This is a genomic window from Prosthecobacter fluviatilis, assembly GCF_042655725.1.
In the GTDB taxonomy this organism is placed as follows: Bacteria; Verrucomicrobiota; Verrucomicrobiia; order Verrucomicrobiales; family Verrucomicrobiaceae; genus Prosthecobacter; species Prosthecobacter fluviatilis.
Window position 1 is genome coordinate 54,828 of sequence record NZ_JBHSMQ010000008.1, and the last position, 16,322, is coordinate 71,149.

Consider the following 16,322-nt stretch of genomic DNA (forward strand, 5'->3'; position numbering starts at 1 on the left):
CGGTGCGGTTCGTGCTTTATCGTCTGGCATGAACCCCAACACGCCCTCCCTCTATGAACGTCTCGGCGGTGAAGAAATGATCACCGCACTCATTCCTGCCTTCTATGTCCGTGTACTGGCAGATCCGGAGCTCGGGCACTTCTTCAAAAATACCGAGCTCGAAAAGCTTCACGCCATGCAGCGCGAGTTTTTTGTCATGGCCACCGGCGGACCGATCCAGTACAGCGGCCGTCCGCTGGCCCACACCCACCATGGCCGCGGCATCACCCGGCAGCATTTTGCACGTTTCACCGGCCATCTGGTGGAGACGCTGCTGGACATGAATGTGACCCGCGAGGAGGCGGACGAAGTCATCGACCGCATCAACGCCATGACCAACGAGATCACCGGCGCTTCCTACTGATTCGGCCGATGCGCCTGCTGCTGCTATTCCTCGGCCTTCTTTCAACCCTGCCGGCACAAGCCGACGAGTGGTGGGCGTGGTCGAACGTGGACTATTACCGCAGCCCCCCCTGGACCGGCAGCGTGTTCATGGGCAACTTTGCCGATGAAGTGGACGGCTCCTACGCGCAGATGGTGAGCCCGCGCGTGAAGTTTGCCGCTGCCAAATGGCTGGATCTTGGGCTGGGGCTTTCAATGTTCAGGCTCGAAAACCTCGCCACGCACGACCACTATGACCAGCTCCGCACTGAGCTGGAAATCAATCCACATTACGAGTTCAAGCAGGTGCGCGTGGACTGGCGCAACCGCATGGAGTGGCGCGAAAACCAGGGTGCCGCCTCAACGGCAAACCGCACCCGGCACCGCATGCAGCTCGCCTGGACGCTGCCTCAGCCGCTGGGCCCGCTGACACGCCTCTTTGCCAGCGATGAGTGCCTGATGGACCTGCACCTTCGCCGCCCCACAGAGAACCGCTTCATCCCGCTGGGAATCACCTTCAAGCTCACCGACTCGATGGACCTCGACCTCTTTTACATGATCGACTCCAAGCGCACCAAGACGACCTGGAAAAGCGAATCCGTGCTGGGAACGTATCTGCGGGTGCGGTTTTGAGAGCAGCGGTGTCTGGGGTACTGCGGGCAATGCTGCCCGCGAAGAGCGCGCGGATTCGGGCAGGATTGCCCGAGCTACTGCCAGCACTCGCGAGGTGCGTTTGGGAATCAGCAGACGCGCATGTCTCACCCGGGGTGTGCTGACCACTCCGCATTGGGTGTATCAGAACCTGAGGCTTTGCGTTGCCCCTGTGCCTGTCTGAAGCGTAGGGAGAGACATGCCCCTGCATTCCAACGCGCGCCTCTTTGTCTGGTTTCGCATCCTCTTCAACTGTCGCTTTTACTACCCGGTCTTCACCATCCTGTTTCTCGACCTGGGGCTGAGCATCGGCGAATTCGCGGCGCTGAATGTGGTCTGGGCGCTCACCAGCGTGGTGCTGGAGGTGCCGTCCGGCGCGCTGGCAGACCGCTTTGGCCGCAGGCCGCTGGTGGTGGCGGCAGGCGTGCTGATGGTTCTGGAGATGACGATGCTCTGCCTGATGCAGCCGGGGCACCATGACCTCGTGCTTTGGCTTTTTGTCATCAATCGAGTGCTCAGCGGCGCGGCCGAGGCCTGCGCCAGCGGTGCGGACGAGGCTCTGGCCTACGACTCCCTGCCGGAGGCGGAGCGCAGCACGCTGTGGCCGCAGATCATGGCGCGGCTTTCCCGCGGCATGGCGCTGGGCTTTGTGGTGTCATCCATTGTGGGATCGGTGCTGTATGATGCGCACAGCGTGGCAGGCGCGCTGCAGTTCCTGGGCCTGGATGTGGCGGTGGCCAAGACCACGACGATGAAGCTGCCGCTGCTGCTCTGCCTGGGCACTGCCGTGATCTGCCTGATGGTGACGCTCAGGATGACGGAGGCGCGCACGCCTGCGCCCAAGGCCCCGATGCTCCAGAGCATGCGGGAGGCGTGGGCCTCCATCTTGCACACCGGCGGCTGGATCTGGCGCACCAAGGCGGCCTTTGCCCTGATCGTTTTCGGACTGGTCTTCGACAGCGTGATCCGTCTGTTTCTGACCGTGGCGAGCAATTTCTACCGTCTTGTCGGGATCGAGGAAGGCTGGTATGGCGTGATCGGCACCGCAGTGTCCCTGCTCGGACTCGTGACGGCCGGCCTGATGGAAAAAAGCACCCGCGTCATGAATGTGCGGCAGAACTTCCTCTGGCTGGGGCTCGCGGTGTTTGGCGGCCTGATGGCGGCGGCTCACCCCATGGCAGGCTGGGCGGGCATCGCCATGGTCATGCCGCTCTTCCTGAGCATGCGCTTCCTGCAGTTCTTCCTCTCCCATTATCTCAATGAGATTGTGGACTCCGAGCAGCGCGCCACGGCGCTGAGCTTCCGCGGACTGACGATCAATCTGGCCTACGGCACCCTGACGCTGCTCTTTGGCTGGCAGACGGCCTGGGTGGGCGGACGGCTGCACCTCAGCGCGGACGACCCGCGCGTCTTTGCGGAGTCTCTCAAGCTCTGGCCCTGGTGGTTTGCAGGGACACTGATCTTGGCGGGTGGCTGGATGCTGCTGCGTGTTTTTCAGCCAGCCAAAAGAATCGTATTGAACAATTAGCCAGCATTCAACGTCATTAAGAATATTCGACAAATCTCTTCACTGGCAGCACACTTCTCCAACCATGAAAACGTCCTTTTTCATCCGCCTCTGTCTGGCTGTGATCGTCACCACCTTTTTCGTGCAATGCTCCTCAACCCCCAGGACTCGCATCGAGAAAAACCCGCAAATGTTTTCCAAATTGAGCAGCAAAGACCGCGAACTTGTGAGCCATGGACTGATCCGTGAAGGCATGACGCGGGATGCGGTGTTTCTCGCCTGGGGCCGGCCGGACAGTGTCTCCGTCGGGATCAATCGTGGCAAGGAAAGCGAAAACTGGACCTATGAAGGCCAGCGCCCTGTTCGCTCCATGAACATGGGCATGGGCTTTGGCTACGGTGGCTTTGGTTATGGCGGCTTCGGATACCCCGGCTTTGGTGGTTTCGGCCCCTATGGCTATGGCGGCTACCCCATGTGGGGCAGCGGCACTTCAGTGACCTACATTCCCTACACCGCTGGCACAGCCGACTTCGTCAACGGTCGGGTGGTGAGTTGGAAGTCAACCGCACGCTGAGCCTGCGCACCGCGCCTGCCGATGAGTGTGCCTGAAGAACATCTGGCCTCGCGCCGCAGCCTGAAATCCCGCGACACGCGCTGGGCGCATGCGCTGGCCGGATGGCTGGTGCGCTCCGGGGTGAGCCCCAATGCCATCTCGGTGCTGAGCGTGCTCTTTGCCGGCGGTGCCATGGCCTGCTTCATGGTGGCCGGAGACCAGAGCAGCACGGCGGGCATTCTTGGCGTCTGGCTGGGAGCCCTGGCCTGCATCCAGCTCCGGCTGCTGTGCAATCTCATGGACGGCATGGTGGCCGTGGAGGGTGGCAAGGGCTCGGCTGTGGGCGCGATTTTCAATGACGCCCCGGACCGCGTGGCGGATGTGCTCATCATGGTGGGGGCGGGCTACAGTGGCGCGGGAGATCCAGGGGTGGTAAAGCTCTTCCACGTCATACCCATGGGCTGGTGCTGTGCGGTGGTGTCTGTCTGGACAGCCTACATCCGCGTACTCGGAGCCTCCCTGACGGGCAAACACGACTTCCAAGGCCCCATGGCCAAGCAGCACCGCATGGCCGTGCTGTGCGGCGGCACCCTGATCGAGCTGACCCAGCACCTCATGGGCTGGGAGCGCTGGGGCATCCTAACGGCGCTGTCCCTGATCTTCTTTGGCGGGCTCTGGACCTGCTGGCAGCGGCTAGCCCTGCTGGCCCAGGCGCTCAGGGCCGGGGAAAAGCCCTCCGTCTGAGGTGCCCGGCTTTCGGCCGTTGAAATATTTCCTCCACCTCGTGCGTCCCTTCCCTGCCCCATGAAACATGCCTTCCTCCTGCTAGCCGCCCTCTTTTCACTCAGCCTCCACGCCGCAGACTTCCCCAAAGGCAGCCCGAAGTTTTCCACCACCTATGCGGGCGTGCTCAAAGCCGCCAAAGAAAACGGCAAGCCCATCATCCTGGTCTTTTCCGCCTCCTGGTGCGGCCCCTGCCAGCAAATGGTCAAAAACGTCTATCCCAGCAGCGAGGTCCAGCCTCTGCAGGACAAGTTTAACTGGGCCTATCTGGACATCGACGACGAAACGAACGGCAAACTCGCAGAAGGCTTCAAGGTGGACACCATTCCCCACCTCTTTTTCCTCGATGCTGCGGGCAAGACCACGCTGGATGACCTCAAGGACGTCACTCCGCCCAAGGACTTTGCCAAAAAGCTCCAAAGAGTCCTGAAGAAGACCGAGTGAGCACATACGCAGAGCGGCACCTGACCTCCAGCCCGGCAAGATTCCCCCGCACTGGCAGCCATCTCCAGCGCCCCCTGGCCACCTCCCTCAGAGAGGGGGCGGCGCATCGTCAAAAGTGACGTGAAAATCAAAGATTGATTTCAAACTCGATTTACCCCACAATAAGAGGTGTAAAAGGAAAGTTAATAATCAGCATATTGCTAATAACAATGCGCCACTACATCCGCCTGCTCCCCATCCTTTGCGCCTGTCTTTTGGCCTCATGCTCTTCCTCAGGCATCTTTAAGCACAGCACCCGCATCACCTCAGTCCGTACAACCGCCTACACCCATGGCGAGTCGGACCACATTGTTTACGGCGCAAAGACAGCAGTGGGAACCCAGCTTCGCTATGGCAACGTCCGCAGTGCCGCCGCCGACTGGTCCGTGTATCCCGTGGGCACCATTTTCCAGATCGAGGGGCTGCCGTACGTGTATCAGGTGGACGATTACGGTTCCGCCTTGGTAGGCACCAACACCATCGACCTATACAAGCCAGACAAGGCCACCATGAACGCCTGGGGCGTCCGCAATGTAAACATCCGTGTTCTGAAATGGGGTTCCTTCTCCAAGAGCCTGTCCATCATGAAACAGCGCACCGGCTACGAACACATCCGCCGCATGGTTGCTCGTATCGAAAGCAGTTCATAGGCCCCATCCTCCCCTCACCGATCTACTTCAGTGACCAAACAGGAGCGTGCGGACTACGTCCGGAATCGTCTGGGGCAGCTGTACCCCGCCCCTCCAGTCCCGCTGGACCATACGGATGCCTTCACCCTTCTGGTGGCCGTCCTGCTTTCCGCCCAGTGCACGGACATCAGGGTCAATCAGGTGACGCCCGCCCTGTTTCGCCTCGGCAGCACGCCAGCCGCACTGGCCGCCGCCCCGCTCGATCAGATCGAAGCCATCGTCCGCCCCTGCGGCCTGGGCCCCCAGAAAGCCAAGGCCATCAAAGAGCTCTCCCGAATTCTCGTGGATGAGCATCAAAGCCAGGTGCCCGCCTCCCTGGAGGCGCTGGAGAGGCTCCCCGGTGTGGGGCACAAAACCGCCCAGGTCGTGATGGCGCAGGCCTTTGGCATCCCCTCCTTTCCGGTGGACACTCACATCCACCGGCTGGCCCAGCGCTGGGGCCTGACCGATGGGAGGTCCGTGATTCAGACAGAGCGCGATCTGAAGCGCCTGTTTCCCGAAGAATCCTGGAACAAGCTGCACCTGCAGATCATCTTTTACGGCAGGGAGTTTTGCACCGCCCGCGGCTGTGACGGCACCGTCTGCGAGATTTGCCGCACCTGCTACGCCAAGCGCCGGAATCCAGTCAGCACCAAGAAGGCCTGAGCCAGTCGCTTGCAGGTCGAGAGCTTGTTTCGTGGCTCTGTGACATCTTCCCGGGGAATGAACAGTTCATTCCCCGTCAGACTACCAGCGCAGACGCAGGCTGGTGCGGAAGGCGCGGGTGGTATTGCCAAAATCTCCGCCGACACCGACGTCAAACATCGGCAGCACGCGGAAGTAGGAGGACAAATCCACCATCTTGCTGTCATACTTGTCCGCGCTGCTCACCGTCACGCCAGCCTGCAGTTCGAGCCAGTCCATCGGGGTAAAGCGCAAGGCAGGACGGACATAGATGGAGCCGTCGCTGAAGCTCACGGTGGTATCCTGGGCCTTCAGGCTGGCATACACCAGACCGGCCTCAGCCACAAACGTCAGCTTTTCATTGATCAAAGAGGTATGAAACCCGACGCCGGCCTGAATGCTGGCAAAGTCATAGTTTCCCTTTGTCACCCCCGTGACACTGCCACCGCCGCCACTGCCCCAGGAGGCACCAAACTTGAGGTACAGCGGATTGAACAGGGCCACCGTCAAGGTGCCTCCAATGGTGTTGGCTCCGGAAAGGTTGTTGGCCTTGGGAGCCACGTAGCGGTAGTAGGCTTCCAAATTGTTGAAATTCACCATGTTAGACCCTGGGCGCGCCCCATAGTTGGCTGCGCTGGCAGGCGGAGAACTGTAATTGCTCACTCCCTGCGGCGTGTAGGAAGACACCTGCCCAGGCGGGGGGGCAGAGGCATAAGGGTCCACGTAGGGCGGTGGTGCCGTCACATTGGACGAGATGGAAGATGGCGGCAGTGAATTAGGATAAGCAGGGACACTCGGCGGTGGCGGGCTGTAGCCCGCAGGCGTCGTCCCATAGCCTGGAGGAGGCGGTGGAATCCCCATGACTCCATATCCAGAGGGTTGACCCACAGCAGTTTGGCAAAGGGCCACGCCGACACAGAAAGCGTAAACTGAGATCCTTTTCATGAGAAGTGGGGCATCTATTGATTATTTAGATAAGTTAAATAATCTCTCAAACCAATGGATTCGGCAAATCTTTTTTTCAGTTTTGAGATTTCCAGTCACTAGAGAGAACTTGGATTTCCTCACTGAATGGAAAAGCGCGACCTAAGACTGGCCACATCCCGGCATGAGGACCTGCCAAATGGACCTCCGACGCTGCCTCCTGCCCGGTCTTTATTTCCTCAGCCAACGCGGTATCAAGACCAGCAGCGCCAGTCCCGCCGCCAAGCCAGCAATCAGCACTCCTTTGGAGCCTTTGACTGGCTCTTCTGGATTGATAGTCAGCAATTCAGGAACGGCCGCAGGGACGATCATTGAGCGGAGCTCTGGCGGCTGCGCGGGGATGGCCGCAACCGTTGGTGCTGATTTGGGATCGCTCGTTGCAGCAGCAGGCAAAGCCTTCTCCCAGTCCACATTGAGCAGGATGTCCCAGCCGGGGCTTTCGTTTTTGAGACGGCAGCCGCAGCGGCCCACGAGAAACATGCAGGCGTCCTCCAGCGAGGCATCATCCAGAATCTCCAGCGGCCAGGCACCGAGCACCCGGCCACGGCCAAACACCGCACCGGCAAAGCTGGTGGTGGCGGGATCAAAGGTGGCCTTGGGCCCGGCGATCATGCGCAGCAGCAGGGCCTCGGCGGGGTCGTCTCGTCGCAGGCGGAGGCTGGCAAACTTCAGCCGCAGGGGCGGGCCGGGGCCGAGCTGGCTGTCTGGGTCGTTGGGGTCCTGGATGGGCAGTGAGGCGACCTGTTCGAGGAATTTGAGCCGCTTCTCCACGCGCTCGGCTTCGGCGGTGTCCAGCGGCGAGCCGCTGTCGGCGATGACCCAGATGACGGAGTCGCCCGCCAGGAGCTGCTGCACGATCTTCTGGCGCGCGGGAGAGTCCAGCACGGCGGCGAGGCTGGAGGCGTCCAGCTTGCCGGACCACACCTGCTTTTCGTCATCGCCCCGGGAGTAGCGCAGCACGGTGTCTTTCAGTGCGGGGTCCTTGGCGGTGGCGAAGTCGAGGTTCGCCTTGCCATTGGCCCTCAACGGGCGCAGCAGGTCCTGCACCTCCGGTGTCTGCGAAACCGCCGCAGGCATGACGAGATGAAACTTGTCCGCCTCCCAGCGGTCCAGCGCAAAGCGGAACACCGGGATGGTGCAGGCGCAGGCGGCGCTGGTGCCGAGGGCGATGAGGAAAGTAGCAAGACGCATGTGTTCGTGGAAGTGCTCTGGGCAAATGACTAATGAGTAAATCCGAATGACTAAATAATGACGAGGATCGAATGGCGAATGATGGCGTCTATGGTCGAATCGAGACCAGTGGCCCGGCGCGTGGCGCGTGGTCGTAGGATGGGTGTGGCGACAGCCCGCCCGTCCATCAGCGTGCTGCAAGCACCACGGCGTACGTGCGTCCTGGTGGTCGGGCGGTTTGGCGGAGAGGTGTTTGTGTGATGAAGAACATCCTGCGCGCCAAACACACCCAACCTACGGCTGGCGTGCTGCATGACTCGTAGGATGGGTGTGGCGACAGCCCGCCCGTCCATCAGCGCGCTGCTAACACCATGGCGTACGAACGTCCTGGGGGTCGGGCGGTTTGGCGGAGAGGTTTGCATGAGGCTCAGGAATCGGAATGCGCCAAACACACCCAACCTACGTTCCGGAGAGCGCTTCGGCATTCGGCATTATTTCGGCATTCGGATTTACTCATTAGGCATTTCCATCACACACTCACTTCCCAAAGCACTGCAGCCGCCCATCCATCGTGCTCACATACACACGGCCCTGCGCCACAGTGATGCCATCCCACACGGCGGGGCTGGTCAGCTCCAGTCCGGCGCTTTGCTCGCCGGTCTCGGTGTTCACGGCCCACATCTTGGCACCGCGCTTGCCTTCCAGCGCTTCGTCCTGCTCTTTGAGCTCCTGCAGGATGGCGGGGTCTTTGGCGGCGAGGCGTTCAAAGGCGTACTCTTCATCAATGGTGTCCGGTGCGCCGCTCACCAGCACGGTCTTGCCGGCCAGCGCCATGCTGCGGGCCACGATGGGCACAAAGCGATCCCAGGTGTGCTTCACAAAGCTGCCGCTGTTTTTGCCCCCTTTGCCACCGCCTGCGGCATCGCCCTTGAACCAAAGCGCGCCGCCCACCTTTCCTTTCCCTGACTCCACGCCTGCGCCCACGCCGTGGGCTTCATTGCCGGAGCTGTCGCGGGAGTCGCCGTTGTCAAAGTTGCACACCAGGACGGCGTCGGCGGGTTTGGCGTCCGGCTCTTCAAAGCGGCGCTGCACCTCGGCGGCGGTGAGGGCCTTGTGGTAGATGGCCAGCTGGTCCAGCAGGCCGCTGTAGGCTCCGGCGCTCTCCTCAGCCACGCCGTTGCCATTGCCCACGATCAGAGGATTGGCGGGCTTGGCGGAGATGAGGTTTCCGGCGGTGCCTTCGGCCACCAGCTTGCCGTCTATATAGAGGGTCATCTTCTTGTCTGCCGCCAGCACGCCTGCGATGTGGTGCCAGCCGTCGCCAAAGGCCTCGGCGGAGACAATGGTGCTGACCTTGCTGTCATCGCGGATGTGGAACTGCGGCTTGCGATCATGGAAGTCGAGCCCCACACCGAGGCGCGGGCCGCCGTGATTGATGATCGTGCCGCTGGGCTTGTCTGGCAGTACCCAGGCCTCCACGGTGATGGCGGTCTCCTTGGGATCAAGCACCGGCGTATCGGGGAACTGCACGCTGCCGGGGATGGGTGCGTTCTTGGCCTTGGCTCCGCCTTTGGCATTGCCCTTGGCCTCGCCGCCTTTGCCCTTGCCTTTCTTTTTGGCCTCGGCCTGCGCCTTCAGAGTCTCGCTGTGGCCCACCTGCGTTTCACCTTTGGGCTGCACGGCCAGCGGCACGCCCTTCTCATCCAGCACGACGCTGTTGCCTTTGCGCTCGGTGGTGGCGGACTCGGTGTCGTAGGCCTCCTCCGGTGGCGCTTTGGGGGTGGCAAAGAGGGTGTACTCCATCGTGGTCGTCCACTTGTAGTACTGCGCCTCGCGGCCGTAGGAGTACACGTTCTTGTCATCGTGCACCAGAATGCGGCCCGCAGGCGCATACTTGCCTGCCTGGAAGTAACCACCGTGACCACCGGCGAAGCTCTTGCCATAGACCCAGTAGCTGCGGTGGAAGTTCGAGTCGTCGAGGAAGCCCATCGGTGCAAAGAGGTGCTGCCCTTCGCCTTTGTGCGCGCCGCCCTGCTTGTCGAAATCTCCGCTCACAGGGCCCACTTCCACACGCTTGCCATCGGCCCCGATCTTCTGCGTGCGCAGGAAGGTCCACTTGCCGTCGCTGCTGAGGATGTCGTTCAAAGCGACCGGCATCTGCAGGGTCTTGTGGCGGTCGTTCAAATCGCCGCCGGTGTCAGGATCGCGGTCATCGTAGTTCACCTTCACCTTCATCTCGCCGGTCTTGGCGTCCACACGGTAGAACCACAGGCCGCCATCCAGGAAACAGGAGTGGCCGGAGACGAAGCTGACGAGGCCGTTTTCCACCAGCACGCTGCCGTGCACGGGCCACACGCTCTCCATCATCTCCCACGCGCCGTGGCTCAGCATGACGGGTGCGCCTTGGAACTTCCACACCAGCGCGCCGTCCTTGGCACGCAGGCAGTAAACGTTGCCGTCGTTGCCACCGACATACACGCGGCCCTGCCAGTAGGTGGGCGGTGAGTCCATGCGACCACCGGCGATGAAATGCCAGGCCTCCTTGCCTGTGGCGGAGTCAAAGGCGTGCAGCGTGTGCTTGTCCACTTCGGAGACAAAGGTCAGCCCGGCGGCGCTGGTCGTCGTGCTCAGCGGTGGCGTGAGCTTCACCTCCCAGGCCATGCCGAGGTCCTTCTTCAGATCCTGATTGGAGTAGCCGCTACGCGCATTGTCAGAGCGATACGTCGGCCAGTCCTTGGCATCGGCGGGCTTTTCCTCGATGGGCTCGGCGTAGGCGGGGCCTTTGGTCAAACGCGCGCTGTCCGCCGTGTGCGGCGGCATGGGATAGCGCGGCGCGGAGGCCATGGCGGCCATGCCGTCCAGCTTGGCCTCGGGGTAGCAGGCGCAGTTGTGCGGACCGGCATACGTGAGGCCGTTGCAGGGCAGCACGCCATAGAGGCAGGCGCCGCGCACCCAGTGGTTCAGGTCCCAGTGCTGCTTCTCCATGTCCACATACTCGATTCCGGTGCGGGACGGGATGATGAACTTCTCCGTGGCCTTCGCCATGTAGCAGCGATGGTGGAACCAGTAGGTGCCCTGCGGCACGTCGGGGTAGAACTTCTTCTTCACCTCGCCCGTCAGCGGATCGCGACCCGTGTACTCACCGGTCTGGTTTCCCTGCGTGGTGCCCGCATTCCACACCAGCCCCTGGGCCACAATGACATCTTCCATGCTGCGGTAGCCGCTCTTCTCGTGCGAGGAAGACCACAGCTCCTTGCCCGTGTCCGCGTTGATGCCCTTCATCAATCCATCGCCACCGGCATACAGGATCACGTCATTGTTGAGCACCACACGAGGGGCAAAGTTGAACTCATAGAGCTTGCGGCGCGCCTCCGGCACATCGGCAAAGAGCACCGCGCCCGTCTTCACATCGCGGCTGGTGAGGCCATCGCCGTTGTAGTACACCATGCGCTTGTCATCCAACGCCAGGGTGATGGGCCCCACCTTGTCGTCCACTTTCCACAGCGTCTTGCCGCTCTCGGCGTCCAGCGCCATGAGGTGCCGCGTCTTGCCATCCCAGTTGAACTCCGTCTCCACGCGCTTCTGGTCGCTCTGCTGCTTCACGGCAAACTCTTCGTTCAGCCGCCACGCCTCGGGATTCACCAAGGCATAGAGAGTTCCATTCCGATACAGCAGCTCTTCCGCGCCCTTGGTCTGCGGATACTCGCGGATCACCTCGCCCGTCGCGCCATCGAGGCAGGTGATGGGATCGGAGATACCGAGCGTCACATACACCTTGTCCCCAATCGCTGCGAGACGCCTCGTGAGCTGCGTGGGGCCGGACTTCAGCGGCCACAGATGCGTGCTCCACTGCGGGATCGACTTTTTCCACAGAATGGTGCCGTTGAAGGCATCGCGCGCGATCAGCGCAAACTTGGCCGGCATCAGGATGGAGATGCGGCTGCCCTCGTCCATGATGTAATACAGACGCCCGCCCGCGCTGACCTCCGCGCTCACGGACGACATGCGGTCATGGTGGCGGCTCCAGCGTGGATTTCCCACCCACTGCATGCGGCTGGGCGGCCCGGTGAGCATGTCCTTGGAGGTGGGATTGCCCTTCGAGTCATACGCATAGTGCGTCCACTCATCCATGCCCTTCGGCCAGGGCTTCACGATCTTCTCCCAGCCGCCGCCCGCCTTGCGCACCATCGCCACGCCCAGCGGCGTGAGCACGCGGTCGATCTCCGCCTTGTCCACCGCAGCGGCGTCTTCCACCACCAGCAGGTTCACGTAATTCTCGATGTAAGGGAGGTGCTTCCCATCCCAGGAATCCACCGCCACGGGGCCGTACTTGCCCGTCTGATGAATCGACTCGCGAATCCCCGGCAGCGCCGCTGCATCCTGCGTGAGGCCCTGCACTTGGTAGCGCTCGCTGGCCCGCAGCGCCTGCGTGGTTTTGCCATCCCCGCAGCCCACATGGACGATGATCCCGCCCTTCACGCCCGATTGGGAGAGCAGGTCGGCGGCATCATCAGCCAGGAGTGGGGAGGAAAGCAGGAGGCAGGTGAAAAAGCGTTTCATGCGGTTGAGTGACAGCGCGTAACGATGCCCGCAAGGCGGATGTTTCCGGTGTTTTTCAGGACAGGAGCGCGGAATTCATTCCGCAGCTCTCCGCCGCCCGCAGAACTCTTATTTAACAGCGGCGCTCTCCACACCGGGAACCAACGTGCTTGCGCCACGCAGACACGCATCTCCTGCTTCGTGTTTGCGACCTGCTGCGGACTAAAGTCCGCGCTCCGGGGCTGCGTGGCACGCGCATGCGACGGGTGCTCTTTTCGACTCAGTGTCGGCTTACCCTCACTTGAGCCATATTCCAAAAAGCCTCATTGACACCGCACATGCCGTCCCGGCATGATGCGGGTTCTTTTTCCCCCTCATGCTCCGCTTCACCCTCTTCGGCTTCCCCGTCCAGATCCACTGGATGTTCTGGCTCAACACCGCGCTCATGGGCGGAGCCTTCAGCGCCGACACACCTGAGGGCTTTCGTTCAGTGCTCGCCTGGGTGGTGGCCGTGCTGCTCTCTGTGCTGATCCATGAGCTGGGTCATGCCATGGCCATGCGAAACTACGGCGACAGGCGCGTGGGCATCGTCCTCTACGCCTTTGGCGGGCTGGCCATCGGCAGCAGGCCGCGCACACGGCAGGAGGATTTCCTCGTCAGCGCCGCCGGTCCGGGGCTGGAGATCCTTGCCGGTCTGGCCGTGGGCTGGTCCATCACCCTCTGGCCGCCGCCCTCGCCCTGGCTGCACCAGATGCTGGATGCCTTCACCGTCGTCAGCATTTTCTGGGCATTGCTCAATCTGATGCCCGTGCTGCCTCTCGATGGCGGCCACCTCTGCCAGGCCTGGCTCGGCCCTCGCAAGAAGCGGCAGGCCCTGACCATCAGCATCGTCTGCGCCGTGTGCCTGGCACTGCTCTCCGTCATCGGCGATCTCTGGCTGCGTCTGCAGAATACCGTCCTCAGCTTGCTGGACATCGATGCCGGCATCCGCGTGGGCAGCGGCCTTTTCACCCTGCTGCTCTTTGGCATGCTGGCCTGGAATAATTGGAAGGAGTTGCAGAATGAGCCGCAAATTCCTTGGATGAACGCGCGTTGAGAGTGCATTGGACTGTTTTTGTCCCCTGATGCTCCTCTCCCGAACACTTTTGATCCTTTTCGCGGCGGCCACCCTCGCCGCCGCCCAGTCTCCCAAGCCCGAGCTCATCTCCCCCCAGGTGAAGGCCGCCGTGGACAAGGCCGTGGCCTGGCTGATCCGGCAGCAGAAGTCGGCGGGCTTGATCGTGGACGAAAAATCCGACGCCAGGCCCAAGCGCGGCGACCTCCCCTCCCACAGCGCGGCCATGACCTCGCTCGCCCTCATGGGGCTGGCCTCCGTGGGCCACATGCCGGACGATCCCACCCCCGAGGGCCAGGCCTGCGGCCGCGCCCTGCGTTACGTGGTGGAAGGCGTGGAGCCCGATGAAAACGGCTACCTCGGCCGCAGCGACCGCTCGCGCATGTACGGCCACGGCATCATGTCTCTGATGATGGCCGAGATGATCGGCCACGCGCCGGACGAGGCCACGGACAAACGCCTGCACAAGCAGCTGGAGGGCGCCATCCAGCTCATCATCCGCTCCCAGCAGGTGCCCAAGAGCGAGGCCAACCGCGGCGGCTGGCGCTATGAGCCCAGCTCCAGCGACAGCGACATCTCCGTGAGCGTGTGGCAGGTGATGGCCCTGCGTGCCGCCAAGAACGCCGGATTTGACGTGCCCAAGGGCGCGATCGACAGCGCCGTCTCCTACATCAAGCGCAGTTACCGCGTGGAGCGCGACTCCAATGGCAACCCGAAGAGCGACAGCGCCGCCTTCAGCTACGAGCCCTACGGCGGCCGCCAGACCTTCTCCACCACCGCCGCCGGACTGCTCTCCCTCCAGGTATGCGGCCAGTACGACGCGCTGGAGGTGGTGGGCTCTGCCAACTGGCTCATGAAGTCCCCCCCCGAGATCAATGAGCCCTGGTTCTTCTACGGCTGCTACTACTACGCCCAGGGCATGTACCAGCGCGGCGGCGACCACGCCGCCACCGCGCGCCAGAAGACCGAGCAGACCCTCATCGCCGCCCAGGGCCAGGACGGCAGCTGGTACCCGCGCAATGGCAACGAAAAGAGCGCCGGCGCGGTGTATGCCACATCCCTCGCATTGCTGAGCCTGAGTGTGCATCATCACTTCCTGCCGATTTATCAGAAGTAGGGGGCGGGAGATCCGATCCGGTAGATTGAGGGCTGTATCTGACTGAATTGTCCCCGGCCCAAGCATGTTGGACGTTGTGGCCTGACTGGCATCTTATCTTCTGACGGAGGATAGCCGTCCCGGCTGTCCATGGGAGACAGTGCCTCCGGCCTGTCCTTCCAGCCCATGGTGATCGATCCCGCTGGGTGGAAGCTGGAGGCGGGACGCCTCAGGCCCCGGTCAGGCCGGAGGCCTAACCTCCATGCCCCTACTCCCGTCGAAGGATAGGCCTCCCTGGGCCAGGACGGCAGTTGGCACTCGCGCAACGGCAAACGCATGCCTGCTTTGGCGATCTTGGACACGGCGGAGGCTTTCCTTGTTCCGCAGGAACAAGGCTACGCTGGCTCCGCCTAGCGCGGGAGCGCCAGGTAGCGCAGTTCCTGTGGAACTGCGGAGCGCCCCCTTCATGCCGCAAGTATGCGTGTTCCTCTGCGGGCATTGAAACGCTACGGGGCCAAGCACTACGACAATTTTGGCCGATGAGCCTGCCCCTTTTTTTTGATCTTCGTTTCCCTGGCGGTGCTTTCCGAGGCTGAGCGCTCATCCTCTCCATCGACCGAGTTTCGGAGGTTTTGGCGGTTCGTTTTGAAAGGTTGCCTATGACGACCGCGCGCCACCCCATGGGGGTATTGGCGGTTTCGGCGGTTTTGGCAGTTCCTTTTAAAAGGAGGCCTTTCTCTGTAAAGCAGGTGAAGCCGGATGTTTTGAGGGTTTTGCTGGTTTTGCTGGTTCGTTTTAAAAGGGGGAGCTTTTCTCGTGGGGAGGTTTCGGGGGTTTTGCTGGTTTTGCTGGTCCTTTTTGAAAGGGGGAGGCTCTTTTCCATCTCCCAGGAGGAACCCAGCGGCAGGGGTTTTGTCAGTTTTGGCAGTGGATTTTAAAAGGGGGTCGTTGTTTTCGCAGACACTCAGACAGATGGAGAAGGGGCGGGCAGAGAGAATTTGGATGCCTAAGGGACCAGGATATTGTTTTGTGGTAGGATGCCATGGAAAGATGAAAGGAAGATCTCTCTCGTATCCTCAGGAAGTACTCCTGAAAGACAGGATAATCCCCCTGACCCGCCATCCCATCATGAGTCAGCCTTGAGAAGGCTGCTGCTGCTGGCCAGCCAGGAAGCTCCATCTCAGAATGTGCAGGACAGGTGAAATCCTCTGCGCATTCCTTCCTCCTCCCGCCACTGGCTGCCATGAAAGCAGATGTCGTAGGATGGGTGTGGCGAAGCCCGCCCGTCCATCAGCGTACGGCAAACACCAAGGCGTGCGAGCGTCCTCGAAGTCGGGCGGTTTGGCGGAGGGGGCACGGGTGGATGGCACCCTTTGGACGCCAAACACGACCGACCTACGGCCGGAGCGTCATCCATGAAGGTAACGCAGACCTGCTTTCAAAGCAGTCACAGCATCATAATACCAGTAGAAACTATATCGTTACATTTAACACCACCCCTTTCCTGCCCCCCCTTTTACAACACTCACCCCTCCAAGAATGCACTGACAAAACTGACAGACCTCCCTGGAGCCAAAACCTTGGGCCGACGTTTTGCCTCCTCCTGCCATGACATTCCCCTTCCCCTTTCGGGCCACCTTTCTCTCGATGCTCCTGAATATCTCCCCCTT

14 protein-coding genes are annotated in these 16,322 nt (G+C 61.7%); 11 read left to right on the forward strand and 3 right to left on the reverse strand.

The genetic code is table 11. The features are described from left to right. The first annotated feature begins 28 nt into the window (after positions 1-28). The 8 genes from ACFQDI_RS19190 (at position 29) to nth (ending at position 5,731) form a co-directional block, all read left to right on the forward strand. A complete protein-coding gene (locus ACFQDI_RS19190) occupies positions 29-403 on the forward strand; it encodes a group I truncated hemoglobin (protein WP_377169839.1) in 375 nt (124 codons plus the stop codon). 8 nt (positions 404-411) lie between these two features. Continuing rightward, positions 412-1,053 carry a DUF2490 domain-containing protein gene (locus tag ACFQDI_RS19195; RefSeq protein ID WP_377169841.1) on the forward strand — a complete coding sequence of 214 codons (642 nt, stop codon included), beginning with the start codon at positions 412-414 and terminating at the stop codon, positions 1,051-1,053. 217 nt (positions 1,054-1,270) lie between these two features. Further along, on the forward strand, positions 1,271-2,599 hold the full coding sequence (locus ACFQDI_RS19200; protein ID WP_377169843.1) for an MFS transporter: 1,329 nt from the start codon (positions 1,271-1,273) through the stop codon (positions 2,597-2,599). 64 nt (positions 2,600-2,663) lie between these two features. Continuing rightward, positions 2,664-3,152, forward strand: a complete 489-nt coding sequence (locus tag ACFQDI_RS19205; RefSeq protein WP_377169845.1) for a hypothetical protein — start codon at positions 2,664-2,666, stop codon at positions 3,150-3,152. A 21-nt stretch (positions 3,153-3,173) separates the two neighbouring features. Beyond that, positions 3,174-3,875: a CDP-alcohol phosphatidyltransferase family protein gene (locus ACFQDI_RS19210; RefSeq protein ID WP_377169848.1), complete on the forward strand. Its 702-nt coding sequence runs from the start codon at positions 3,174-3,176 to the stop codon at positions 3,873-3,875. A gap of 60 nt (positions 3,876-3,935) precedes the next feature. Then, positions 3,936-4,358: a thioredoxin family protein gene (locus ACFQDI_RS19215; protein ID WP_377169850.1), complete on the forward strand. Its 423-nt coding sequence runs from the start codon at positions 3,936-3,938 to the stop codon at positions 4,356-4,358. Between the two features lie 209 nt (positions 4,359-4,567). Beyond that, positions 4,568-5,047 (forward strand): 3D domain-containing protein, encoded by a 480-nt coding sequence (locus ACFQDI_RS19220; protein ID WP_377169852.1) that lies wholly within the window; start codon positions 4,568-4,570, stop codon positions 5,045-5,047. A 30-nt stretch (positions 5,048-5,077) separates the two neighbouring features. Next, positions 5,078-5,731, forward strand: a complete 654-nt coding sequence (gene nth, locus ACFQDI_RS19225; protein ID WP_377169854.1) for an endonuclease III — start codon at positions 5,078-5,080, stop codon at positions 5,729-5,731. Between the two features lie 81 nt (positions 5,732-5,812). On the opposite strand, the gene ACFQDI_RS19230 is transcribed toward nth, so the two are convergent. From ACFQDI_RS19230 to ACFQDI_RS19240, 3 genes are all read right to left on the reverse strand, one after another. Then, positions 5,813-6,610, reverse strand: a complete 798-nt coding sequence (locus ACFQDI_RS19230; protein WP_377169856.1) for a superantigen-like protein SSL4 — start codon at positions 6,608-6,610, stop codon at positions 5,813-5,815. 294 nt (positions 6,611-6,904) lie between these two features. Beyond that, on the reverse strand, positions 6,905-7,924 hold the full coding sequence (locus ACFQDI_RS19235; protein ID WP_377169858.1) for a hypothetical protein: 1,020 nt from the start codon (positions 7,922-7,924) through the stop codon (positions 6,905-6,907). Between the two features lie 516 nt (positions 7,925-8,440). Further along, complete coding sequence (locus ACFQDI_RS19240; RefSeq protein ID WP_377169860.1) at positions 8,441-12,463, reverse strand: outer membrane protein assembly factor BamB family protein; 4,023 nt, start codon at positions 12,461-12,463, stop codon at positions 8,441-8,443. A gap of 355 nt (positions 12,464-12,818) precedes the next feature. Between ACFQDI_RS19240 and ACFQDI_RS19245 the strand changes: the two genes are divergently transcribed. From ACFQDI_RS19245 to ACFQDI_RS19255, 3 genes are all read left to right on the forward strand, one after another. Beyond that, entirely contained in the window at positions 12,819-13,538 is a 720-nt protein-coding gene (locus ACFQDI_RS19245; protein WP_377169862.1) for a metalloprotease, read from the forward strand. Positions 13,539-13,566: 28 nt separating this feature from the next. Next, the gene (locus ACFQDI_RS19250) at positions 13,567-14,673 is read left to right on the forward strand and encodes a hypothetical protein (RefSeq protein WP_377169863.1); all 1,107 of its coding nucleotides are present in this window, start codon (positions 13,567-13,569) and stop codon (positions 14,671-14,673) included. A gap of 638 nt (positions 14,674-15,311) precedes the next feature. Next, positions 15,312-15,590: a hypothetical protein gene (locus tag ACFQDI_RS19255; RefSeq protein WP_377169865.1), complete on the forward strand. Its 279-nt coding sequence runs from the start codon at positions 15,312-15,314 to the stop codon at positions 15,588-15,590. Positions 15,591-16,322: the final 732 nt, after the last annotated feature.

Coding starts and splice junctions, on each gene's coding strand:
- ACFQDI_RS19190 (WP_377169839.1), top strand. CDS start 29: ATGAACCCCAACACGCCCTCCCTCTATGAACGTCTCGGCGGTGAAGAA.
- ACFQDI_RS19195 (WP_377169841.1), top strand. CDS start 412: ATGCGCCTGCTGCTGCTATTCCTCGGCCTTCTTTCAACCCTGCCGGCA.
- ACFQDI_RS19200 (WP_377169843.1), top strand. CDS start 1,271: ATGCCCCTGCATTCCAACGCGCGCCTCTTTGTCTGGTTTCGCATCCTC.
- ACFQDI_RS19205 (WP_377169845.1), top strand. CDS start 2,664: ATGAAAACGTCCTTTTTCATCCGCCTCTGTCTGGCTGTGATCGTCACC.
- ACFQDI_RS19210 (WP_377169848.1), top strand. CDS start 3,174: ATGAGTGTGCCTGAAGAACATCTGGCCTCGCGCCGCAGCCTGAAATCC.
- ACFQDI_RS19215 (WP_377169850.1), top strand. CDS start 3,936: ATGAAACATGCCTTCCTCCTGCTAGCCGCCCTCTTTTCACTCAGCCTC.
- ACFQDI_RS19220 (WP_377169852.1), top strand. CDS start 4,568: ATGCGCCACTACATCCGCCTGCTCCCCATCCTTTGCGCCTGTCTTTTG.
- ACFQDI_RS19230 (WP_377169856.1), bottom strand. CDS start 6,610: ATGGGGATTCCACCGCCTCCTCCAGGCTATGGGACGACGCCTGCGGGC.
- ACFQDI_RS19235 (WP_377169858.1), bottom strand. CDS start 7,924: ATGCGTCTTGCTACTTTCCTCATCGCCCTCGGCACCAGCGCCGCCTGC.
- ACFQDI_RS19240 (WP_377169860.1), bottom strand. CDS start 12,463: ATGAAACGCTTTTTCACCTGCCTCCTGCTTTCCTCCCCACTCCTGGCT.
- ACFQDI_RS19245 (WP_377169862.1), top strand. CDS start 12,819: ATGCTCCGCTTCACCCTCTTCGGCTTCCCCGTCCAGATCCACTGGATG.
- ACFQDI_RS19250 (WP_377169863.1), top strand. CDS start 13,567: ATGCTCCTCTCCCGAACACTTTTGATCCTTTTCGCGGCGGCCACCCTC.
- ACFQDI_RS19255 (WP_377169865.1), top strand. CDS start 15,312: ATGACGACCGCGCGCCACCCCATGGGGGTATTGGCGGTTTCGGCGGTT.